A 21,963-nucleotide genomic window follows, 5' to 3' on the forward strand; every position below is an offset into this window, starting at 1 on the left:
CGGACGGGTTGCGTTCAAGGAGGCTTCATGTCTGTTTTCACTTCGAAAGTGGTGCGCAATCTGTTTGGCACCGACGCCATGCGCACAATTTTCTCCGACGACACCCGCGTGGCGAACTACCTGAAGGTCGAAGTCGCGCTCGCCAAGGTCGAGGCGGCGCTCGGCGTGATTCCGCAGGACGCCTGGCGTGACATCGAACAAAAGGCGCGCAGCTTCGAGATCGATTGGGAGCGCTTTCGGACCGACGTCGAAGCGGTCGGCTATCCCGTGATGCCGTTCGTCACGCAACTCGCCGAACACTGCGGCGAGTCCGGTGAATATCTGCACTGGGGTTCCACCACGCGCGATATCACGGATACCTCATTCATGTTGCAACTGCGCGATGCGTTGAGCGTACTCGCCGCCGATCTCGACAAGGTGCGCCGCAAGCTGCGCGAGATGACGGCGCAACATCGCTCCACGCTGATGATCGCGCGCACGCACGGCAAGCACGCGCTACCGTCCACTTTCGGCTTTCGCTGCGCGGTCTGGTACAGCGAGGTCGAGCGGCAAGCCGCACGGCTCGCCGCGCTGCGGGCCGAACCGCTGGTGGGGCAATTCGGCGGCGCGATCGGCACGCTCGCGGCAGTCGGGCCGCGCGGACTCGAAGTGCAAGACGCGTTGATGCAGGAACTCGGGCTCGGCACGGCGGAAATCGCCTGGTTCGCCTCGCGCGACCGCGTCTCCGAAGTAGTGTTCCGGATCGCCTCGATTGCGCAGACCATGGCGAGCATCGCCAAGTCGCTGGTGATGATGACGCGTGACGAACTCGCCGAGGCGTCCGAAGGCGGCGGCGAACATCGTGGCACGAGCTCGGCCATGCCGCACAAACACAACACGGTGGGGCCGGAACTCGTGATCGTGCACGGCAAGATGGCCACGCAGCAGGTGCCGGTCGTGATGGAGTCGATGGTGCAGGACTTCGAGCGCGACTGGCAGGGGCACTTCGAAACCATCGCGGTGCCGCAGACCTTCCAGCACGCGCACGCCGCCGTCACGCAGATGAATACCGTGCTCGCGGGCCTGATCCTGCATACCGATCGTATGCGCGCGAATCTCGACATCACACGCGGTCAGGTCATGGCCGAGAGCGTGATGATGGCGTTGGCGCCGAAGATCGGCCGCAAGAACGCGCACCACGCGATTTCGCGGCTCTGCAATCAGGCGTTGCAGGAAAACCGGCCGCTCGGCGAGGTGTTGCGTGCGGACTCGCACGTCACGCAACATCTGAACGCCCGCGAACTCGCCGATGCGCTCGATCCCGCCGGCTATATCGGCGAGGCGGAACGGGTGGTCGACAACGTGCTGAACGCACACGCGGACTAAGCGCAAAACGCGCACCGAGGATTCCCTACCATGTCGCCCGTCATGACGGATCACGCTGTACGAACGTTGATGAACCCGACCTCCGTGGCCGTGATCGGCGCGTCCGAGGATCAGAAGAAATACGGCGGTCGACTGCTGCGTATGCTGCTCTCGCACGGCTATCGTGGTCAGGTCATGCCGATCAATCCGGTCCGGGAAAGCCTGCTCGGCGTCACCGCGTATCCGGATGTCGGCGCAACACCAGTCGTGCCGGATGTTGCCATCATGGCGATCCCGCAGCCGAAAGTGCGTGAGACGATCGAGGCCTGCGCGGCGCGCGGCGTGACCGCTGCCATCGTGATCACCGCGCGTTTCTCCGATGCCGGCGCCGAAGGTGCGGCACTGGAGCGCGATATCGTGTCGATCGCGCGCGGCGCGCAGATGCGGCTCGTCGGTCCGAATTGCCTCGGCATCATCAGTCCGGCGCATCGCGTGGTGCTGTGTTCGTCCACGGCGCTCGCCGCGGAAGGTTTGCCGGTCGGCCGGGTCGGCTTCGTCAGCCAGAGCGGCGCTTTGATGGGCACCATCTTCGACAAGGCCAAGGAAGTCGGCCTCGCGTTCTCGCACGCGATTTCCGTCGGCAATCAGGCGGATCTCGAACTGTGCGACTTCGTCGAATATCTGATCGGCGATCCGGCCACGGCGGTGATTTGCACCTATATCGAAGGCCTGAAAGACCCGCGTCGGTTCGCGACGCTCGCCGCGCGTGCTCGGGCGGCGGGCAAGCCTTGGCTCGCGGTGAGTTCAGGGCGTACGCGGGCGGGGGCGCAGGCGGCCTTTTCTCACACGGCGAGCGTAGCGGGGGATCGTGCGGTGTTCGAGGCCGTGTGCCGCGAAGAGCATGTGACGTTGCTCGACAGCCCGCTCACCATGCTCGCCCTTGCCACCAGTCTGGCCGACCATCCTTCTGCGCAGGTGGGGCGTATTGCGGTGTTCTCGCCGTCGGGCGGCGAAGCGGCGCTTGCCGCCGACGAGATCGAATCGGCTGGCCTGCGCATGGCCGTGTTTTCAGAGGCGACGCGCGCGAAACTCGGCGAGTTCTATCCACCGTCGCAGTCCGCGAATCCGGTCGATATCGGTGGACGAACCGTGGGTGACGGGCCTGACGTAGTGGGCGAGTCGGCGCGCATCGCGGCCGACGACTCCGGCACCGACGCGCTGCTGTTCGCCATCACTACCACGCCGACGCTCGATCGCGTAGCGGGCGAGGTGGCCGACGCGTTGCGCGGCGATCCGGCGTCGCCCGTGCCATGCAAGCCGATTCTCTATGTATTTGAAACCGGACGACTGGCGGACGCGGCTCGGCGCAGCCTGCTCGAACGGGGTCGCTATTTCTCGAACAATCTGCGCGAAGCTGTCGATGTTCTCGCGGCGTGGCATGAACGCTCGCACTATCTGGCCGCCGGTTCGCCCGAACGTCCTGCGGACTGCCCATCGATGGCCGACGAAAACGCGCCACGTTTGCCGGCAGAGGGCACGTACGGCGAAACCGCGACGCGTGACTGGTTGCGACGTTACGGCATCCGCACCAACGAGGAACGCCTCGCACACAACGAAGAAGAAGCGGTTGAAATTGCGCGGATGCTCGGCTATCCGGTCGTGTTGAAAGTGGTGTCGCCCGATATCGTGCATAAATCGGACGTCGGTGGCGTTCAGGTCGATCTGTATAGCAACGACATGGTGCGCGACGCGCATCGGCGCATTCTCGCGAACGTGAGCGAACGTGCTTCCGGCGCGTCCATAGAAGGACTTTCCGTACAGACGCAGATCAAGGGGCGTCTGGAACTGATCGTCGGCGCACGCCGGGATGCCGCTTTTGGGCCGATCGTCGTATTCGGAGCGGGCGGCGTGCTGGTGGATCTGCTGTCGGCTCGCGCCATCGCGCGCGCGCCTGTCGACGCGCAACACGTGATCGCCTTGCTCAAACGATTACCGCTGTGGCCGCTTTTCGAAGGCTATCGCGGTGCGCGGCTCGACCTGGCGGGCGTGGTCGAGACGATCGTGCGCGTGAGCTGGCTCGCCGCCGATCTCGCCGGTTCGCAATCCGCCGGAGTCGATTTCGAGTTGGACATCAATCCGCTGATGGTGTCGGACGTCACGTCCTGCGCCGTCGACGCACGCCTGCGAGTTGGCGCGCGTTCAGCCTGACACACCGAACGCGCGCGTCGCCAGGGTGGTGGATCAATCGATCGACGCGCCCGATTCCTTCACGGCAGTCTGCCAGCGCTGCACCTCGTTGCGCAAATGCGCTTCGGCGGCTTCGGGTGTGCCGCCGACCATGAAGATCGCCTGCTTGGCAAAGAGCTGCTGGAATTTCGGTTGCTGGATGATCTCGTTGACCGCCTGGTTCAGCTTGTCGATGATCGGCTTGGGCACTTTCGACGGTGCAAGCAGCGAGAACCACGCGCTCGCCTGATAACCCTTCATGCCGGATTCCTGCATGGTCGGCACGTTCGGCAGCGGGCTGGCGCGTTTCGCTTCGGTCTGCGCCAGCGGAATCAGCGTGCCGGCCTGAATGCCCGGCAGACAGGTGAGAAACGTGTCGATGACCATATCGACCTGGCCGGACATGGCGGCCGTGACGGCCGGTGCCGAGCCCTGATACGGCACGTGCGTGAGTTTGATGCCGGCGTCGTTGGCGAAAACCACGGTAGCCAGATGCGGCGAGCCGCCGATGCCCGACGATCCGTACGTGAGCTTGCCGGGATTCTTCTTCGCCGTGTCGATCAGTTGCGCGAGCGTGGTGATGTTGCGCGACTTGTTGACCACCAGCACTTCCGGCGAGGACGCCACGTCCACCACGGCAGTCAGGTCTTTCAGCGTGTCGTAGGGCAGATGCTTCATCAGCGTGGCGTTGATCGCGAGCGGCGCGGTGGCCCACAACAACGTGTAGCCGTCGGGTTCGGCATGGGCGACGTACTGCGAGCCGATCACCGTGCCCGCGCCCGGCTTGTTCTCGACGATGGCGTTCTGGCCGAGCTTTTTCGTGAGTTCCGCGGCAAGTGCGCGCGCCAGATTGTCCGACGCGCCGCCCGGCACGAACGGGACGATCATGCGAATCGGCCGGTTGGGGTAAGGGGAATCGGCATGGCCGGTCACGGGGCAGAACGGGAGAGACAGCGCGGCGATCGCCATCGCGCGCCTGAGCCTGAATCTGTTCACGAATGTCTCCTTGATATTTTGATCCGCCCGTTGCGCACCGCGGCGTCGCGACCCGCGAGGGCCGCAATCGCGCGTGCACGCCCGGCTGGTGCGCACGGCCGTTCCCTAACAATAGGCCAACACCGCAGAAATTCATCGATGTTCCGTATTCCGGAACACATGGCAACCCTGCGTTGGCGGGTCGATACTGGGTATGCCGGGAAAATGACGACCGGCTCGCATGGCGCCATTCACCCGATAGATGGCGCGATTCCAGAATGCACCCGCACCGCACCGGCGTATGTGTCGCCGGGCAGGGGCGAAGCCAAGGAGACACGCCAGGTGGAAAGACTCCCGTTAGCCGGCAGCGCGCACATCGCGCGCTTGCTACGTCCCGCTTCCATCGCGATAGTCGGCGCCTCGGAAGACCAGTCGAAGTTCGGCGGCCGGTTGTTGCGCATGGTGCTGCGCCACCGCTTCGCAGGCGCCATCTATCCGATCAACGCGAAACGCGACACGCTATTCGATCTGAAGGCCTATGCGGATTTCGACGCGCTGCCGACCGTCCCCGACATGGTCGTGCTGACCGTGCCGCAACCCTTCGTCAAACCGTCCATCGAGGCGGCCGCGAAGATGGGCATTCGCTGCGGCCTGATCATTACCGCGGGCTTTTCGGATGTCGGCGACGAAGGGCGTGCCACCGAAAACGAGCTGGTCAGAATTGCGCACGAGCACGGCATGCGGCTGATCGGGCCAAACTGTCTTGGCTTGATCAGCGCTGCCAACCGGCTCGCCGCGTGTTCGTCGCCGATCCTGGAAATTCCCGAGTTGCCGCAGCAGCCGATCGGTCTGGTCAGCCAGAGCGGCGCGCTCATGACGGCATTCTTCGATCGCGCGTGGGCGCATGGCATTGGCTTCAGTCACGGTATTTCGGTGGGTAATCAGGCCGATCTCGAACTTGCCGATTTCGTCGAATTCCTTGCCGACGATCCCGATACGCAGGTGATCTGCACGTATATCGAAGGCGTGAAGAATACGCAGCGGTTCCTCGCCGCGGCCGCACGTGCGCGTGCGGCCGGCAAGCCGTGGCTCGCGGTGAAGTCGGGACGTACCGAAGCCGGCAGCCGCGCGGCGTTCTCGCATACCGCGAGCATCGCGGGCAATCATGCGGTGTTCGAGGCGGTGTGCGCGGAGGCGGGCATCGTACTGATGAACGATATCGGCGCCATGATGACGCTGGCCGCGTCGATGGTGCGTTATCCGGGGCGCAAGGTGGATCGGCTTGCCATCGTCACACCCTCGGGCGGTGGCGGCGCGCTCGCCTGCGACGCGCTGCATGAGCACGGCGTGCCGCTCGCGGAATTCAGCGCGACAACGCGAACCGCGCTCGACGCTCACTACACGCACGGACAGAACGGCAATCCGGTCGATTTCGGTGCGCGCATTTCGCCCGACCCGGCAGTGGCGGCGCGCGACACGATGGCCGCCTTGCAGGACGACCCCCAGACCGACGGCATTTTCGCCCCGGTCACGATGGCGCCGTTTCCCTTGCTGCGGGAACTCGTGCTGGCGCTGCCCTCGCCATTCGCGAGCGAGCCGGGCATGGCTGGCAAGCCGGCGCTATTCGCCGTCGAAGCGGGTACGACCAGCGAACCGCTGCGTGAACTGTTGCGCGAGCACGGTGTGCCCTACACCAATTCAATGGACGAAGCGGTCGGCGTGTGGGCCACATGGCGGCGCTATGGTCAGCGGCGTGAGTTCACTACGCCCACGCGCCCGGCCGATTTGCCGCCCGCATCCGCCGCGCCTGAATCCGGCATCTACGATGAAGACCGCAGCAAGGCGCTGTTCCAGCGTTACGGCATACCGACCAACGTGGGGAGCGTGGCCGCCGACGCGGACGAAGCGGTGCGTTACGCGATACGAACCGGCTTTCCGGTGGTGATGAAAATCGTCTCGCCCGACATCGTGCACAAGAGCGACGTAGGCGGCGTGGCGATCGGCGTGGCCGACGAAGCGGCGGTGCGCGAGACCTTCGGCCGGATCACGGCATCGGCGCGTCGAGCGATGCCCGACGCGCGCATCGATGGCGTGTCGGTGCAGGCGCAGATCGAGGGCGAACTGGAGTTGATCGTCGGCGCGCGGCGCGACGCACAGTTCGGTCCGATCGTCGTGTTCGGCGCGGGCGGCGTCCTGGTTGAACTGCTCGCTCAGCGCGCCATCGCTTCGGCGCCAGTCGGAGCCGACCGGGTGCTGGCGCTGCTCGAAACGCTGCCGGTGTGGAAGATCCTCGACGGTTATCGCGGAAGACGGCTCGCGCTCCACCAGGTCGTCGACGCGATCGTGCGAGTGAGTTGGCTCGCCGCCGACCTCGGCGATCGCGACTTCGAACTCGATATCAATCCATTGATCGTCGGCCATACCGGTTGCTGGGCCGTGGACGGCCGGCTGCGGATCGGCTGAGCCCGCGTGAGATCTCTTGTCTTTATTGCAAAGGAGCGCTTGTATGAGCCAGCCTGACAATCTGCTGATCGAACATTTCGACGACGGCGTGTCGCTCTTCACCATCAATCGCGAAGCGCGCCGCAACGCGATTTCCGCCAGCACAGCGGTCGAACTGCAAAATGCGTTCGCCGAGTTCGACCGGTCGAACCAGCGTGTCGCGGTATTGACGGGCGCCGGCACGGCGGCTTTCACCGCGGGTGCCGACGTCAGCGACATGCCCGAGCTATGGCGTTGCGTGCCGACGGTCGGCATCACCACCGAGAAACCCGTGATCTGCGCGGTATCGGGCTGGTGTGTGGGCGGCGGTCTGGTGATGGCGATGATGGCCGATCTGCTGGTGGCCACCGAAGACGCCAAATTCTATTACCCGGAAGCGCGGCTCGGCACGACGCAGGGCATGATTGCCGGCCTCGCCGCACGCATCCCCCACAAGGTCGCGATGGAAATGATGCTGCTCGCGCGACCGGTCGGCGCCGAGCGCGCGTATCAGACGGGCCTCGTCAATCAGCTGGTGCCGAACGGTCAGCACGTGGAAGCGGCGCTCGCGATGGCGCGCGAACTCGCGGGTCTTGCGCCGCTCGTGCTGGCTACGCTCAAGCGCTTCGTCAACGAAGGCGTACTCGCGCATGGGCCGACCGAACGCTTCGGCTGTACACGCCGCGACATGGAAATGGTCGCGAACAGCGAGGACAAGAAAGAAGGCCTGCTCGCGCAACGCGAAAAGCGCGCGCCGAAGTTCATTGGACGCTGAGCGGACAACGAGCGGACTGTTATGGGATGAAGCGCGCGGATAAAGTGCGTGGATAAAGCGCGCACCCGACGCCGGCCGAGGCCAGTGTCAGCCGCCGCGCCGTTGCGAGAGCTTCTGTCCGAGCAGGGTACTCGCTACCTGAGTGCGAAGAACCTGCGCCGTGCCGCCCGAAATCGTGAACATGCGAGCGTCGCGCACCATTCGTTCGAGCGGCAGGTCGCGGCCGTAACCCGCCGCGCCGTGAATCTGCAGTGCGTCGTTGGTCACCTTGATGGCAGTCTCGGCGGCGGCGATCTTGGCCTGCGCGGCGGCGAACATCGACGGGAATTCGCTGCCCGACGAGCGGCCCGAGGTTGCCGCCTTCCAGACCATCAGGCGCGCGGCTTCGAGCTGGATCGACATATCCGCGAGCATCCATTGCAAGCCCTGAAATTCGGCGATGGGACGCCCGAACTGCTCGCGCCGCTTTGCATACTCGAGCGCGAGATCGAAGGCACCTTGCGCGATGCCGAGCGCCACGGTAGCCGCGCCGACACGCTGGGCGTTGTATGCGTTCATCAGGCCGCCGAAGCCCGCTTCACTGCGTCCCGGTGGCGTCACTTTCATGTCGTGCGGCACGCGTACACCGTCGAATTCAATGACGGCCTCGGGAATGCCGCGGATGCCCATTGCCGGGATGCGCCGGATCGACATGCCCGGCACGTCCGGTCCTTCGACTATAAAGCCGGCGATGCCCGTGTCCTTGCCGTCTTCGATGGCGCGTGCAAACACGAAGTGCAGTTTCGACACACCGCCGCCGGTAATCCAGTGCTTGCAGCCGGTCAGAAGCCACGTATCGCCGTGCCGTTCGGCGCGCGTCTGCATGTCGCTGGCGGCGCTGCCGGCCTGCGGTTCCGTGATGCAGATGGCGGGCTTGTCGCCGGCCAGCACCAGCCTCGCCGCGAGTTGTTTCTGCTCGTGCGATCCGTATTTCATGATCGCGCCGATCGCGCCCATGTTCGATTCGACCATGATGCGGCCCGAAGCGGCGCAGACCTTCGAGAGTTCTTCGATCACGAGCACGGCGTCGAAATAGCTTGCGCCCCTGCCGCCATATTCCGGTGGCAGCGTCATGCCCATCAGTCGATGTTCGCGCAAAGCCTCGACCGTATGCCACGGGTAGGCTTCGCTGCGGTCGGTTTCTGCCGCATGCGGTGCAATCGCCGTCACGGCCAGATGGCGAGCGTTTTGCTGCAACTCGCGTTGTGCGTCGGTCAGTTCGAACATGGGAAGGTTGTTCATCGCGGAGTCGGTTGGTGCCATCGTGGGTAAACCATGAATTTGCGCGTATCGCGCTGGCGTGACAGAATTTTTGGCCTACAATATTTAGGTTTTTCGTACTGAAATATAGGACTACAGAAAAAATAAATCAACACCGCCGGCCACGACGCTGGCAATGGAGACAGCATCATGACGGCTCGAATTTTGCAGCGGTTCTCCCACACGCTTCGCTACGGTCTGTTGATGGCCGCAGCGGCGATTGCCTTGCCCTGGTCGGTGGCCGCGCACGCGGAATGGCCCGATCATCCGATCACCCTGGTGGTGCCGTTTCCGCCAGGCGGCAATACCGATGTGCTCGGGCGCATCGTCGCGGCGAAACTCACCGCGACCCTGGGCACGCATGTCATCGTCGAAAACCGGCCGGGCGCCGGCAGCATGCTCGGCACGCAATTCGTCGCGAGAGCCAAGCCCGATGGCTACACGATCCTGATGGGCAGCATTGCCAATGTGCTCAACGATTACTTCTACAAAAAGCCGCTCTACGACATTCGCAAGGATTTGATTCCGGTGTCGCAAGTGGTCAACGTGCCGAACTATTTCGCCGTCAATCCCGCGTTGAAAATCACCACGCTTGCGCAATTCATCAGCTATGCCAAACAGAATCCTGGCAAGGCGAGTTGCGCAACTTCAGGCGTCGGCACGAGTCCGTATCTGTCGTGCGAATTGTTCAAGCGCATGGCGGGTGTGCAGATCACCGAGGTTCCGTATCAGGGCGGCATTCCGGCTATTCAGGACACGATCGGCGGACGCGAGAGCGTGGCGATCGTCAACGAAGCGCTGCCGTATATCCGCAACGGTCAGTTGACGGGCATCGCGGTCACGAGCGCGCAACGTTCGCCGCTGGCGCCGGAGATGCCTGCGGTGGCTGAAAGCGTGCCGGGTTACGAGGTGACCTCGTGGTACGGCGTATTCGTGCCGGCCGGCACGCCGCCCGACATCGTCAGCAAACTCGGCGCGGAGATCGACAAGGCAATGCAGTCGCCCGAGGTGAAGAAACAGCTCGAACCGCTCGGCGCGATTCCGGTGGGCAGCACGCCGGCGCAGTTCCAGCAGTTCGTCAACGCGGAGTTGACGAAGTGGGGCAAGGTCGCCAAGGAACTGAACCTGCATCTGGACTGATACACGTTTGCTCATCGCCTGATTAACGCTGGCGCGCGCGACGAGCCACGCCACTTTGCATGCTGACGGAGGCGCAATGAAAGTTGTTTCGATCGACACGCTCTGCTGCGACGCGGGCTGGCGCAACTACCATTTCGTGAAGATCACCACCGACGACGGTATCGTCGGCTGGAGCGAATTCGACGAAGGTTTCGGCTCGCCGGGCGTCACCGCCGTGATCGAGCAACTGGGCAAACGCCTGATCGGCGCCTCGGTGATGGAGCACGAGCGGTTCTTCGCCGAGGCCTACTGTCTCACACGCCCGGCGACCGGCGGCGTGGTCAGCGAAGGAATCGGCGCGATCGAAAATGCCCTGCTCGACGCCAAGGCGAAAACGCTCGGCGTGCCGTGCTATGCACTGCTCGGCGGCAAGTTGCGCGACCGGGTGCCGGTGTACTGGTCGCATTGCCCGACCTGGCGCATCAACCATCCACGCTTCTTCGGGCCGCCCGTCACCGATCTGGATGGCGTTAAGCGTACCGCCGAAGAAGCGCGCGAACGCCAGTTCCGCGCCATCAAGACGAACATTTTCATTCACGACGACGGCCCGTTACACGCATGGCGTCCGGGTTTCGGCGTGCCGTTCCAGCCCGCGCTGAACGTGGATCGCAAGATACTGCGTAATCTGCGCGCGCATCTGGAGGCTTTGCGGGACGGCGCCGGGCCGGACGTGGAGATTCTGCTCGATCTCAACTTCAACGCGAAGCCGGAAGGCTATCTGAAGATCCTGCGCGAACTCGCGGACTTCGAACTGTTCTGGGTGGAGATCGACAGTTATTCGCCGCAGGCACTTGCTTACGTGCGCAACCATAGTCCGCACCCGATCAGTTCGTGCGAAACGTTGTTTGGCATTCGCGAGTTCAAACCGTTCCTCGATGCCGATGCGGTGGATGTCGCGATCGTCGATACGATATGGAACGGCGTGTGGCAGTCGATGAAGATCGCGGCCTTCGCCGACGCGCATGACGTGAACATTGCCCCACACAACTTTTACGGGCACTTGTGCACGATGATCAACGCGAGCTTTGCGGCGGCAGTGCCGAATCTGCGCATCATGGAGACCGACATCGACCGGCTTGCCTGGGAAGACGAACTGTTCACGCACGCACCGGAGTATCAGAACGGCGAGCTGATCATTCCGGACCGTCCGGGTTGGGGCACCGATCCAATAGAGGAAGCGATCCTCGCGCATCCGCCGAAAGTCATGGGCGGCCTGCTGCAATACAAGCGCGCCTGACGCTACGGAGCCGCCATGAAGATCCTCATTCCAGACCTGATGACCGCCGAGTCGCGTGCCGCGATGGCGCGCCAGCACGAGGTGATCTACGAACCCACGCTGGTGACCGATTTGCCGGCGTTGCTGCGCGCAGCGCCGCAAGCGGACTGTCTGATCGTGCGCAATCGCACGCAGGTGCGCGGCAAACTGCTCGACGCGCTGACGCGTTGCCGTGTCGTGGGCCGGCTCGGCGTGGGGCTCGACAATATCGATCTGGAAGGATGTGCGGCGCGTGGCATTGAGGTCATTCCGGCAACCGGTGCCAACGCGCTGGCCGTGGCGGAATACGTGGTGACGGCCGCACTGATGCTCCTGCGTCCGTGGTTTGCCGCGAGTGCGTCGGTGCTCGCCGGCGAGTGGCCACGCGCGGCGCTGGTGCAGGGTCACGAAGTCGCGGGCAGGACGCTCGGCATTGTCGGCTTCGGTTCGATTGGCCGTGAGACCGCGCGACTCGGCGCGGCGCTCGGCATGAAGGTGATCGCCTGCGACAACAGCACATCGGCCGCCACGATCGCGGGAAATGATGTGCGCGCCGTGAGCTTCGACGAACTGCTCGCCACGAGCGACGTCGTCAGTCTGCATATGCCGCTCACGGCCGGCACGCGCAACCTGTTCGATGCGCGCGCGCTGGCGGCGATGAAACCCGGCGCGATCCTGATCAATGCAGCACGCGGCGGCATCGTCGATGAAGCCGCTCTGGCTCGTGCCTTGTGCGATGGTCATCTGGCCGGCGCGGCGCTCGACGTGTTCGACACGGAGCCGCTTGGCGCACGGTCGCCGTTGGTGGGCGCCCCGAATCTGCTGGTGTCGCCGCATATCGCGGGTGTGACCGAGGAATCGGAAACGCGCGTGTGCAACCTGGTGGCGAGACGGGTGATCGAGGCGTTGGCGGCGCAGCGTACCGCGTGACCATCCAGGCTAATTCACGCACGATGACTGAGCACAGCGCGCGTCGCCCGACGAATCGGGGCGCACGCGCGAGGCGAAAGGTCGGTCCGCTTATTTGCCGGTGAAATGCGGGGTGCGCTTCTGCATGAAACTGTCGAGGCCCTCGCGATAGTCTTCGCTGGCGAACAGCCGGTCGGTTTCGCGGAGTGCTTCCGACGCACGTTCCACGGGACCTTTCGGGATCGTTTCGTTGGCGAAGTGTTTGAGCATGCGCAGCACGAGCGGTGCGTGATTCACCATTTTCGCCGCCAGCGCGCGCGCCTCGGCCACCTGCTGACCCACCGGCACCACGCGATTCACGAAGCCGACCTCATAGGCGCGTTGCGCGCCGACCGGTTCGCCCAGCAGCATCAACTCCATTGCGATCTTGTGGGGAATGCGCACGGCCAGCGAGCCAACCAGGCCGCCCGCGAAGCCGACTTTGACTTCCGGGTAGATGAACTTCGCATTCTCGGCAGCCACGCATAGATCGCACATCTGCACCAGCGTCAGCGCGCCGCCCACACACCATCCCGCGACTGCCGCGATAACCGGCTTCTCCACGGCAATATCGACGCCCGGCGCGAACTTGCGATATTCAGGCACGCCGGTCGCGTCGCGGTCACGGCCCGAGGAGAATGCGGCGTCGCCCGCGCCCGTGAGGATCGCCACGCGGTCGTCGCTGGCGTTGAAGCGCCGCCATGCATGGGCGAGACCGATCTCGACGTGGTCGTCGATGGCATTCATGCGATGCGGGCGGTTGATCGTGATCTGCGCGATGTGATCGTGCGATTCGTACGTGACCGGTTCGTCCATGGTTGCAATGTCCTTTGATAAGAAAGGCAGGCCGCGCGCCATAGGATGCAGCCTGTGTGAGTATCGTGAACTCGACGATTACGCGTTGACGTCGACGATCACGCGGCCGCGCACCTGACCGGCCAGCAGTTCGGCGGCCAGCGCGATTGCGTCGGCGAGCGGCACTTCGCGCACCAGCGCATCGAGCGCGGTTGCGGGCAGTTCGTCAGCGAGTGCCTGCCACGCCTGCTGACGGATCGCGAACGGCGCCATCACGCTGTCGATGCCACGCAGCGTGACGCCGCGCAAGATAAACGGCGCCACGGTGGCGGGAAAGTCCATGCCTTGCGCCAGTCCACAAGCGGTGACAATGCCGCCGTAGCGGGTTGCCGCGCACGCGTTGGCGAGCGTATGACTACCGACGCTATCGACCACGGCAGCCCAGCGCTCCTTGACCAGCGGCTTGCCGGGCGACGAGAGTTCGTTGCGGTCGATCACATCCGCGGCACCGAGCGCCTTGAGATGATCGGCCTCGTTGAGCCGCCCGGTTGACGCGACGACCCGATAGCCGCGTTGCGCGAGCAAGCGGATCGCCACGCCGCCCACGCCGCCGTTCGCGCCGGTCACCAGCACGTCGCCCTGACCGGGTGTGACGCCGTGCGCCCCGATTGCGAGGACGCACAGCATGGCCGTGTAGCCGGCCGTGCCGATTGCCATCGCATGTCGCGCGCCGACGCCCTCGGGAAGCGGCAGCAGCCAGTCGGCCTTCACGCGCGCTTTCTGTGCCAGTCCGCCCCAATGCGTCTCACCGACGCCCCAGCCGTTCAGCAGCACCGCGTCGCCGGGACGATAACGTGGGTCGCTGCTCGTTTCGACGATGCCCGCGAAGTCGATGCCCGGCACCATCGGGAATTTGCGCACGACCGGACCTTTGCCGGTGATGGCGAGACCGTCCTTGTAGTTAAGCGTCGAGTAGTCGATACGCACTGTCACGTCGCCGTCGGGCAAGCGACTCTCGTCGAGCTCGGTCACGCTGGCGAGGGTGCGATCGTCTTGCCGGTCCAGCAGGATTGCCTTGAACATCTGACATGCTCCTGATCGGAAAAGAAAGCGGTTCACGTGTGGGCAGTTCTAAAATCCTAAATGACAGGATTAAAAAACTAAATGGTGATCCTTATTCAAGGCTCGCATCATACGGCGATGAGGGTCAAGCATTGGTGACGAAACTCGGGGTTTCCCTGCACGCATCGGCGTCGTCACTGGGTTTCACGCGGCTGCTCACGTTGCCGCTTAATCTGCGGCCGCTGAGCGCAGCGCGCCGGCTTCGGCGAGTTCGCTGGCAAGGCCGGCGAGGGCGCTGGCCAGCGGATCGGCCGGATGCGGCCGATGCAGCGCGACGAACTCGACCTGTTCCGGTTTCGGCTCGGTATCGATAACCCGCAGACGGCCAGTGGCGATATCGGCGGCATAGGCGTTGACCGGCAGCAAGCTCGCGCCGAGTCCGGCGATGGTCAGATCGGCGAGTACCCGCACATTGCTGCAGGAAATCACCGGCTGGTACGTCACGCTCGCATCGCGAAACCAGCGCTCGATAACCGGATAGTGATGCGAGGCCGCCGACAAGCCCAGGATCGGCCAGCGCGTCAGATCGGCGGCGCGTAAGGGCGCAATGGATTGCGATGGCGATTGCGGCGGTATCAGCGCGGGCGCGGCCATCCACGCAAAAGCGTCATAGCCGAGATGAACATGTTCGAAGGCCGGTTCGTGCAAGGGCCCGGTGACGATCGCCACCTCAAGTTCGCCAAGGCGCACGCGCTCGATCAAGGTGTTGGTCAGTGCCACCTCGATGGCTATCGAGACGCGTGGATAACGCGCCCGCATCGCGCTCATCAGCATCGGCAGCCAGGTCGCGGCAACCAGTCCGACGACGCCGAGGCGCAGCGTACCGGCAAGCGCGTCGCTCGCGCCGATGCGCTCGCGAATCTGCGCGCCGAGCAGCACCATCTGCCGCGCGAGCGCCACCAGTTCGCTGCCCTTGGCGGTCAGTTGGGCACGATGCTGGCTGCGATCGAACAGCGCCACGCCGAGCGACCGTTCGAGTTCGCGCACCCGGGCGGATACGGTGGATTGCGTCGCGTGCAAGGCATCGGCGGCGGCAGCAAAACTACCGGTTTCGACAATGCGCAGGAAAGTCTGCAACTGGCGTATTTCCATCTGACGTGTCCTCAGGCGATGCGGGGAAGTGCTGCATTGCGGCACGCGGTCGATCGCAAGTTTCGATCAAGGCGCATCGAAATTACTCGCTTTCATGGCCGCGCGCGACTCCATAAGCTTAATGACGAATACAAGCTGACCACAAGGAGGAAGACATGTCGGAAGCGCTGGCGGTACTGGATGACACGACCTGGCAGCACGCGTCACAGGTGCGGATGGAGCCGTTTGGCGGTCCGATCACGTGGACCTCGGCGAGTCTCACGCCGGACGACGGCATGATCCGCCTGAGCGCTGCGTGCCGGCGCGAACTGGATGCGCTCGTGGAACTGTTGCGCGCCAACCCGCTGCCGACCCTGTTGCTGCAGGAGAAGGATTTCGAACTCGACCACTGTCGCGCGATGATGGCGGAAGCCACGCAGATGCTGGGGCAGGGACCGGGTTTCGTGATCATCGACAAATTGCCGCTCGACGATTACAGCAAGGACGACGCAAGAAACATCTACTGGTTGCTCTCGCAAATGGTGGCGCGGCCGGTCGCCCAAAGCTGGGACGGCAAGATGATCTACGACGTGCGCGATCTCGGCAAACCGCCCGGCAACGGCGTGCGCCCCGACGTGACCAATGCCGAGCAGAACTTTCACACGGACAACAGCTATAACCTGTATCCGCCGGAATATGTCGCGTTGCTGTGTCTGCAACCAGCGTTGGAAGGCGGCATCAGCAGCGTGGTGAGCTTTTATACCGTGTACAACCAGATGATCGAGCGGCATCCGGCCTTGCTCGAACGGCTCTATCAGCCGTACATTTTCGACCGTCAGCGCGAACATGCACCGGACGATCCGCGGCTTATCAGCCACCCGCTGTTTCATTACGAAGACGGACACCTGCGTTGCCGGCTCTCACATGTGCATGTGGTCAACGGCTACCGGATGGCTGGCGCGACGCTCGATCAGGAAGGGCTCGACGCGCTCGAAACGCTGGAAGCCGTGATGCGCGAGCGTCAATGGTGCCGTGAATTTTTCTTCGAGCCGGGGCAGATCCAGATTGTCGACAACCAGCGTTGCGGACACCGCCGCACCGGCTTCGTCGACTATCCGGAAGCGGAACGCAAGCGGCATCTCGTGCGGCTATGGTTGCGTGATGCGGGGCGCCGCTTCTACAACGGCTGATATATCGGCTGAACTTCGTTCGCCACGAAGTCGGCCGCCGCGAGACGGGCGACCAGCGCCTTGCGATCGATCTTGCCGACGGCGGTTTCCGGCAGCGCGTCGACGAAATAGACCTCGTGCGGCACATAGACACGCGACAGGCGTTGACGCACGGCGTCCCGGATCTGTTCAGCGTCGAGCGGTTGCGCCACGTTGCCGGCCACGACGAACGCGACCGGCACTTCGCCGAGATCGCGATCGGCCTTGCCGACCACGCAACATCCCGACACGGCGAGCGCGCTCGTGATCGCGTTTTCGATCAGACGTGGCGAGAGATTCTCGCCGCCGCGAATGATCACGTCCTTGATGCGCCCCGTCACGTAGAGATAACCGGCGTCGTCGAAGCGGCCGAGGTCGCCGGTGCGCAGCCAGCCGTCGGTGACCGCGCGCGAGGTGGCGTCGGCCGCGCCCAGATAGCCTGTCATGAGACTCGCGCCCGCGATGCAGATTTCGCCTTCGACGCCCGGCGCCGCGCTCATGGTGCCATCGGCGGTGCGCAGTTCGACACGCTGTCCCGCCAGCACCTTGCCGACCGAACCAATACGTCGCGCCTGCGGCGGATTGAGCGTGCTCGTGCAGGTGGCTTCCGAGAGACCGTACGAAACCACCAGCGGGCAGCCGAGTTTGTCTTCGACCTCGCGATGCAGCGCTTCGGTGATCGGCGCCGAACCGCAGCGCGCCATCCGCAAGCCCGCGAGCGCTGCGCGGTCGAACGATTGCCCCAGCATGCGCGAATACATGGTCGGCACACCGGTAATGATGGTGGGCCGATGACGGTCGATGAGGCCCGGCATGTCTTCGGCGCGAAAGCGTGCGCAGAACACGACCGTGCTGCCTGCCAGCAACGGCGCAATCAGCTGGTTGTTCACGCCGTTGGTGTGATAGATCGGCATGACATGCAACAGACGGTCATCGCTGTCGAGCGCACTCATGGCGATGACGCCGAGCGCGTTATTGAGCAGGGCGGATTGCGAGAGTTGCACGACTTTAGGCTGACCGGTGCTGCCCGAGGTGAACAGCAGCAACGCGGGTGTTTCCAGCGTGGGAAGCGCAAGGCTTGCGTCGGATTCTGTCGGCTCGGTTGCTTCTAACGTCGTGACATGCAGCGCGGCGCAAGTACCGTCGCCTTGCGCGGCGAGCGCCGTGTGATTGTCATCGTGAACGAGCCACGCGGCGCCGGTAGCCGTCACGCGTGCGCGCGCTTCGTCGTCGGCGAGGCGGGGTTCGAGCACGCATGGACTGAGGCCCGCGCGAATCGCTGCGAGCAGCACGAGCACGGCATCCAGCGAGCGTTCCATGCCGATGGCGAGCGTTGCGCCGGGACGTGCGCCGTTTGCGTGCAGTCGCGCGGCAATCGCGCGCGTGCGGCTTTCCAGCTCGGCATAGGTCAAACTGCGCGTGCCATCGCTTAACGCCGTGAGGGAGCGCACCTGTGGCGTTTGCCAGAACGTATCGAACGCTTCGGCGAGCGTCGCGGGGCGTGCGCCCAGATCGAGAATCGTCGGAATCGCCACGGCCTTACCTCAGTTTGATGGCGGCATCGCGTTCGAAGCGGCCGTCGGGGTCGAGCGAGCGCAGTGCATCGCGTTCGCGTGCGGTGGGCGGCTGGGTCGGCTCGGCTCCGCGCGCGTCGAACGCGAAGCCGGTGCGTTCGCGGACTTCGTCGATGCTCACCGCCGGGTGCCACGATTGCAGCGCCAGTCTGTCGTCGCGTTTGACGAACACGGCGATCGGCGTCACGACGCCATGCATGCCGCCCCACGAAGTGACGAAATCGAGTTTCTCGACTAGCGTGCGGCGCGAGTGTTCGGTGCGCCAGGTGCAGGCGCGCTTCGCGGTGGGCAGCATGACCGCGCCGCCGCCGCCGCCCGGCAGACGTACTTTCGGATGCTCCCACGCGCCGATGCACGAGTTGTTCGCGCAGCCGGCACCGTCGATTTGCGCCGCGCCGAGAAAGGTCAGGTCCATGCGGCCGCGCGTGCACAGGTCGTAGAAATCTTCATTGGCGAAGATCGAGGCCGAGCCTTCGGCCAGCACCGGATCGGAACTGGAGATGGGAATCTTCGAAGGTGTCGGGTCGACGCCACCCGCCACGTTGAGATAGACGAAATCCCAGTCGTATGCACGCTTGGCAAGCAGACAGGCCAGCATGGGCAACGTGGAATTGACGCCGCTGAAGGTGATCTCGTCGGGCCGGATGAAGCGCGCGAGATTCGTCACGATATAGGAGAAGCCGGACCAGTCGTCAGCCATGAGCGAGCTCCATTTCGGGGGCGGCGGCCAGATGCGCGGCGAGCGCCGCGTCGCCGTCGGGTAGATAGGCTTCCACTGCCGGATAGTCGATTTCGTACAGCGGCCAGCACGAGCCGGGCCATGCGCCGTTCGGCACCACGGCGAACTGTTCGACCATGAAATAAGGAACCACGGTGAGTTCCGGTTGCGCGGAGAAGTCTTCGTCGGAGATCGTTTCGGCGATCACCAGCACGCTCTTCGCGGCCCGGCTCATGATGCGGTCCCAGTGATAAGTACCGGCGATTCGCACGTTGCCGGAGCGGTCCACACACGACGCGTGGATCACCGCGTAGTCGGGCGTGATGGCGGGAATCACCCACGTGCGCTGATCGCTGCCGTAGGGGTCGTCGAGACATTGCCAGCCGTTGACGCGCGTCAGTTCGCTGCCGTGCAGGCCGCCGCACGGCATGAACGGCACGCCGAACGCGGCGGCGCGCAGCCCGGCGGTGAGGCTCGCGCACGAGTGTTCTTCGAGTTTCAGCGCGCCTTGTTCGACTGCGCGCCGGTAGTACGGCGCGAGCCCGAAGTTGCCTTCCATCGCGACAATCCCGCAACGCGTGCGGCTCGCCACACCGGCGCGGCTCAGAATGTCGATGTCATAACCAGGCGATTGCTTGATGACTTCGAGATTGCGCTTGTTCTGGCGGATCAGTTCGCGCACGAAGGCGAACGGGCCGCGATGCAGGAAACTGCCGCCGAGGCCGAGCGACGCGCCATCGGGAATGCGTGCGACCATCTCGGCGAGCGAGACCTGCTTGTGTTTGTCGGGGAATCCGGAACCCATGTCGTCCTCCATCTGAAGCGGGCCGATGTCGAGAAGCACGCGCGCACGTGCGTACCTCTGCCGGGCGGCGACTCGCGGCTCGTGGCGTGTGGCTTGGTGTTAAGCGGCGGCGCTCTTGACTGGCTTGCCGGCTTGCAGATAAGCCTCGATCCGCTGATGAAGACCGGGCGCAGCGGCCGAGCGCACCAGCGCCGCCAGATCCGCGTCCGGTGTTTCCGCGTCGAGCGCCTGATGCAGCAAGGCGCGGCTTTCGGGAGGCAGCGCGCTGACACGGTCTACCACTTCGGCAACGATGGCGTCGTGATCTTCCGGCGATGCAATCCGTTCGATAAAGCCTAGTGCGCTCGCGCGGTCGGCGTCGAAGGTTTCAGCGGTCTCCAGAATCCGTTTCGCCGCCTGATGGCCGACGATGCGCGCGAAACGGGCCGTGCCCAGCACGAGGCCGAACTTCAGGCCCGGCATGCGGAAGGTGGAACCCGGCGCGGCTACCCGCAGATTGCACGCGCCGATCAGATCGACACCCGCGCCGAAGTTCCGGCCGTGCGACAACGCAATGGTGAAGCAGGGCGAAGCGGCGATGCGTTGCAGCAGCATTTCGATGCGGACGAAACGCAGCAGCAGATCGCCTTCGCTCTGTTGCTCGACACCGTTCATATCGAAGCCGGCGCTGAAACAGCGGCCTTCGCCCCGCAGCGTCAGCACGGGAACGGCTTCGCGCGCGGCGGCGTCGAGGCCGTCGAGGAGGGCGTCGACCAGGTCGGCGGACAGCGCGTTGAGCTTATCGGGACGGTTGAGCGTGAATGCCCAGTGGCTGTCGTGTTTGTCGATGGACAGGACACTCATGCATCGACCTCCGTGCTGGTGCGGCTGAGCAGTTCGTCGTTGTGCTCGCCGAGCGCGGGCGGACGCAGTCGAATGCCCGGCGTTTCCCCGGAGAAACGCACGGGCGAAACAAAGGTACGAGTCGAGACGCCGTTGGGTAGTTCGACCGGTTGTACCCATTGCATATGTTCGACCTGCGCGTCGGCGAGAACCTGTGAATACGTATTGATCGGCGCGCACGGCACACCGGCGCGGCGGAATTGTTCGATCCAGTGAGTGGCATCGTGCTGCCTGAACACGGCTTCGAGCGTCTGGCGCAGATCGGTCTGGTGCTGTGCGCGCAGTGTGGTGGTGAGATAGCGCTCGTCTTTCTCCAGTTCGGGCAGGCCGACCACTTCGCAGACGCTATGCCATAGCGCATTGTTGCCGGCCGCCATGCCGAAGTAGGTGTCGCGCGCGGCGAACGCCTGATACGGCGCGTTGCGTGGATGAGCGGAGCCGAGTTTGACGGGGTCGCGGCCGGTGCCGAAATATTCTGAGGTTTGCAGCGCGGCGATGGCCAGCGTGGCGCCGAGCATGGGCACGTCGATGTGCGTGCCGACACCGGATTGCGCGGCGCCGCGCAATGCCGCGACAATCGAAAACGCACCGTACAGTCCCGCGGAAAAATCGGCGAGCGGCACGCCGCACTTGACCGGCTCGCCGCCGGGTTCGCCCGTGATGCTCATGATGCCGCTCATGGCCTGCACGGTCAGATCGAAGCCGCCTTCCTGCGAGCGCGGACCGGACTGGCCATACGCGGAGATCGAGCAGTAGACGATACGCGGCACACGTTGGCGTATCTCGTCGTAGCCAAGCCCGAGTCGCGCCATCACGCCGGGGCGATTGTTCTCGATCAGTACATCTGCGCTGTCGATCAGACGACGCGCCTGATCGATATCCGCGGGGTCTTTCAGATCCAGCGTCACCGAGCGCTTGTTGCGGTTCAGCGAGGCGAAATTCTCGCTGTAGCCCTCAGAAATGGGAGGCCACGCTCGCAAGGTGTCGCCGCCGTTGGGATGCTCGACCTTGATGACATCTGCGCCCATGTCGGCAAGCAACATTCCGCAGAATGGCCCTGCGGCGACATTGCAGAACTCGATCACTCTGATTCCCTGGAGAGGCAGATCCATTGCGTGTCCTCGACTAACAGTTGAATACGTAGCAGCCGCGCCGTGTGGGTCCGGTGACGGGGCCGAAGGCGCGCGCCGTCCGACTGCTTCATGTCATTGTGAAACGAAGCTCGAAGGATGTAAACAAAATATAGAACGCGAATCCTGAATTATGGGGAATACTCCAGGAGCGGCGGCGCGTTGAACGTGTCGTG

General features: G+C 64.2%; 18 protein-coding genes. 8 read left to right on the forward strand and 10 right to left on the reverse strand.

The features are described from left to right. Positions 1-27 precede the first annotated feature (27 nt). On the forward strand, positions 28-1,365 hold the full coding sequence (locus P3T18_RS04320) for a class-II fumarase/aspartase family protein (RefSeq protein ID WP_429298667.1): 1,338 nt from the start codon (positions 28-30) through the stop codon (positions 1,363-1,365). Between the two features lie 69 nt (positions 1,366-1,434). Continuing rightward, complete coding sequence (locus tag P3T18_RS04325) at positions 1,435-3,552, forward strand: acetate--CoA ligase family protein (RefSeq protein WP_429298668.1); 2,118 nt, start codon at positions 1,435-1,437, stop codon at positions 3,550-3,552. Between the two features lie 33 nt (positions 3,553-3,585). On the opposite strand, the gene P3T18_RS04330 is transcribed toward P3T18_RS04325, so the two are convergent. After that, on the reverse strand, positions 3,586-4,566 hold the full coding sequence (locus P3T18_RS04330; RefSeq protein ID WP_429298669.1) for a tripartite tricarboxylate transporter substrate binding protein: 981 nt from the start codon (positions 4,564-4,566) through the stop codon (positions 3,586-3,588). 321 nt (positions 4,567-4,887) lie between these two features. Here P3T18_RS04330 and P3T18_RS04335 point away from each other — a divergent pair, with 321 nt between their 5' ends. Next, the gene (locus P3T18_RS04335) at positions 4,888-7,008 is read left to right on the forward strand and encodes an acetate--CoA ligase family protein (protein ID WP_429298670.1); all 2,121 of its coding nucleotides are present in this window, start codon (positions 4,888-4,890) and stop codon (positions 7,006-7,008) included. A gap of 43 nt (positions 7,009-7,051) precedes the next feature. After that, complete coding sequence (locus tag P3T18_RS04340) at positions 7,052-7,801, forward strand: enoyl-CoA hydratase/isomerase family protein (RefSeq protein ID WP_429298671.1); 750 nt, start codon at positions 7,052-7,054, stop codon at positions 7,799-7,801. An 87-nt stretch (positions 7,802-7,888) separates the two neighbouring features. Here the strand turns inward: P3T18_RS04340 and acdA are convergent, their stop codons facing one another. Continuing rightward, a complete protein-coding gene (gene acdA / locus P3T18_RS04345) occupies positions 7,889-9,067 on the reverse strand; it encodes a 3-sulfinopropanoyl-CoA desulfinase (protein WP_429299037.1) in 1,179 nt (392 codons plus the stop codon). Between the two features lie 183 nt (positions 9,068-9,250). Between acdA and P3T18_RS04350 the strand changes: the two genes are divergently transcribed. From P3T18_RS04350 to P3T18_RS04360, 3 genes are all read left to right on the forward strand, one after another. Next, positions 9,251-10,240, forward strand: coding sequence for a tripartite tricarboxylate transporter substrate binding protein (locus P3T18_RS04350; RefSeq protein WP_429298672.1), 990 nt, complete (start codon positions 9,251-9,253; stop codon positions 10,238-10,240). Between the two features lie 76 nt (positions 10,241-10,316). Beyond that, on the forward strand, positions 10,317-11,516 hold the full coding sequence (locus P3T18_RS04355) for a mandelate racemase/muconate lactonizing enzyme family protein (RefSeq protein WP_429298673.1): 1,200 nt from the start codon (positions 10,317-10,319) through the stop codon (positions 11,514-11,516). 15 nt (positions 11,517-11,531) lie between these two features. After that, positions 11,532-12,464, forward strand: coding sequence for a hydroxyacid dehydrogenase (locus tag P3T18_RS04360; RefSeq protein ID WP_429298674.1), 933 nt, complete (start codon positions 11,532-11,534; stop codon positions 12,462-12,464). Positions 12,465-12,554: 90 nt separating this feature from the next. Here the strand turns inward: P3T18_RS04360 and P3T18_RS04365 are convergent, their stop codons facing one another. The 3 genes from P3T18_RS04365 to P3T18_RS04375 all read right to left on the reverse strand — a co-directional run bounded on the left by P3T18_RS04365 (position 12,555) and on the right by P3T18_RS04375 (position 15,491). Next, on the reverse strand, positions 12,555-13,298 hold the full coding sequence (locus P3T18_RS04365) for an enoyl-CoA hydratase/isomerase family protein (protein WP_429298675.1): 744 nt from the start codon (positions 13,296-13,298) through the stop codon (positions 12,555-12,557). Positions 13,299-13,376: 78 nt separating this feature from the next. Beyond that, positions 13,377-14,360: an MDR family oxidoreductase gene (locus P3T18_RS04370; RefSeq protein ID WP_429298676.1), complete on the reverse strand. Its 984-nt coding sequence runs from the start codon at positions 14,358-14,360 to the stop codon at positions 13,377-13,379. A 207-nt stretch (positions 14,361-14,567) separates the two neighbouring features. Then, positions 14,568-15,491, reverse strand: a complete 924-nt coding sequence (locus P3T18_RS04375) for a LysR family transcriptional regulator (protein ID WP_429298677.1) — start codon at positions 15,489-15,491, stop codon at positions 14,568-14,570. A 155-nt stretch (positions 15,492-15,646) separates the two neighbouring features. On the opposite strand from P3T18_RS04375, the gene P3T18_RS04380 reads away from it, so the two are divergent. Beyond that, positions 15,647-16,660 carry a TauD/TfdA family dioxygenase gene (locus P3T18_RS04380; protein WP_429298678.1) on the forward strand — a complete coding sequence of 338 codons (1,014 nt, stop codon included), beginning with the start codon at positions 15,647-15,649 and terminating at the stop codon, positions 16,658-16,660. On the opposite strand, the gene P3T18_RS04385 is transcribed toward P3T18_RS04380, so the two are convergent. The 5 genes from P3T18_RS04385 to P3T18_RS04405 all read right to left on the reverse strand — a co-directional run bounded on the left by P3T18_RS04385 (position 16,648) and on the right by P3T18_RS04405 (position 21,769). Continuing rightward, positions 16,648-18,213 carry a class I adenylate-forming enzyme family protein gene (locus tag P3T18_RS04385; protein WP_429298679.1) on the reverse strand — a complete coding sequence of 522 codons (1,566 nt, stop codon included), beginning with the start codon at positions 18,211-18,213 and terminating at the stop codon, positions 16,648-16,650. The genes P3T18_RS04380 and P3T18_RS04385 overlap by 13 nt on opposite strands. A 4-nt stretch (positions 18,214-18,217) precedes the next feature. Further along, positions 18,218-18,952, reverse strand: coding sequence for a CoA-transferase subunit beta (locus tag P3T18_RS04390; RefSeq protein ID WP_429298680.1), 735 nt, complete (start codon positions 18,950-18,952; stop codon positions 18,218-18,220). Then, entirely contained in the window at positions 18,945-19,775 is an 831-nt protein-coding gene (locus tag P3T18_RS04395) for a CoA transferase subunit A (protein ID WP_429298681.1), read from the reverse strand. Before P3T18_RS04395 ends, P3T18_RS04390 begins: the two co-directional genes overlap by 8 nt. Before the next feature lie 99 nt (positions 19,776-19,874). Next, positions 19,875-20,618, reverse strand: a complete 744-nt coding sequence (locus P3T18_RS04400; protein ID WP_429298682.1) for an enoyl-CoA hydratase/isomerase family protein — start codon at positions 20,616-20,618, stop codon at positions 19,875-19,877. Continuing rightward, positions 20,615-21,769: a CaiB/BaiF CoA transferase family protein gene (locus P3T18_RS04405; protein WP_429298683.1), complete on the reverse strand. Its 1,155-nt coding sequence runs from the start codon at positions 21,767-21,769 to the stop codon at positions 20,615-20,617. The genes P3T18_RS04400 and P3T18_RS04405 overlap by 4 nt, the downstream gene beginning before the upstream one ends. Positions 21,770-21,963: the final 194 nt, after the last annotated feature.

The sequence above is a fragment of the Paraburkholderia sp. GAS199 genome, assembly GCF_050436585.1.
Taxonomy (GTDB): Bacteria; Pseudomonadota; Gammaproteobacteria; order Burkholderiales; family Burkholderiaceae; genus Paraburkholderia.

What these genes read in the sequence shown, in the direction of transcription:
- P3T18_RS04320 (WP_429298667.1), top strand. Translation starts at nt 28, where the DNA reads ATGTCTGTTTTCACTTCGAAAGTGGTGCGCAATCTGTTTGGCACCGAC.
- P3T18_RS04325 (WP_429298668.1), top strand. Translation starts at nt 1,435, where the DNA reads ATGAACCCGACCTCCGTGGCCGTGATCGGCGCGTCCGAGGATCAGAAG.
- P3T18_RS04340 (WP_429298671.1), top strand. Translation starts at nt 7,052, where the DNA reads ATGAGCCAGCCTGACAATCTGCTGATCGAACATTTCGACGACGGCGTG.
- acdA (WP_429299037.1), bottom strand. Translation starts at nt 9,067, where the DNA reads ATGTTCGAACTGACCGACGCACAACGCGAGTTGCAGCAAAACGCTCGC.
- P3T18_RS04350 (WP_429298672.1), top strand. Translation starts at nt 9,251, where the DNA reads ATGACGGCTCGAATTTTGCAGCGGTTCTCCCACACGCTTCGCTACGGT.
- P3T18_RS04355 (WP_429298673.1), top strand. Translation starts at nt 10,317, where the DNA reads ATGAAAGTTGTTTCGATCGACACGCTCTGCTGCGACGCGGGCTGGCGC.
- P3T18_RS04360 (WP_429298674.1), top strand. Translation starts at nt 11,532, where the DNA reads ATGAAGATCCTCATTCCAGACCTGATGACCGCCGAGTCGCGTGCCGCG.
- P3T18_RS04365 (WP_429298675.1), bottom strand. Translation starts at nt 13,298, where the DNA reads ATGGACGAACCGGTCACGTACGAATCGCACGATCACATCGCGCAGATC.
- P3T18_RS04370 (WP_429298676.1), bottom strand. Translation starts at nt 14,360, where the DNA reads ATGTTCAAGGCAATCCTGCTGGACCGGCAAGACGATCGCACCCTCGCC.
- P3T18_RS04375 (WP_429298677.1), bottom strand. Translation starts at nt 15,491, where the DNA reads ATGGAAATACGCCAGTTGCAGACTTTCCTGCGCATTGTCGAAACCGGT.
- P3T18_RS04380 (WP_429298678.1), top strand. Translation starts at nt 15,647, where the DNA reads ATGTCGGAAGCGCTGGCGGTACTGGATGACACGACCTGGCAGCACGCG.
- P3T18_RS04390 (WP_429298680.1), bottom strand. Translation starts at nt 18,952, where the DNA reads ATGGCTGACGACTGGTCCGGCTTCTCCTATATCGTGACGAATCTCGCG.
- P3T18_RS04395 (WP_429298681.1), bottom strand. Translation starts at nt 19,775, where the DNA reads ATGGGTTCCGGATTCCCCGACAAACACAAGCAGGTCTCGCTCGCCGAG.
- P3T18_RS04400 (WP_429298682.1), bottom strand. Translation starts at nt 20,618, where the DNA reads ATGAGTGTCCTGTCCATCGACAAACACGACAGCCACTGGGCATTCACG.
- P3T18_RS04405 (WP_429298683.1), bottom strand. Translation starts at nt 21,769, where the DNA reads ATGGATCTGCCTCTCCAGGGAATCAGAGTGATCGAGTTCTGCAATGTC.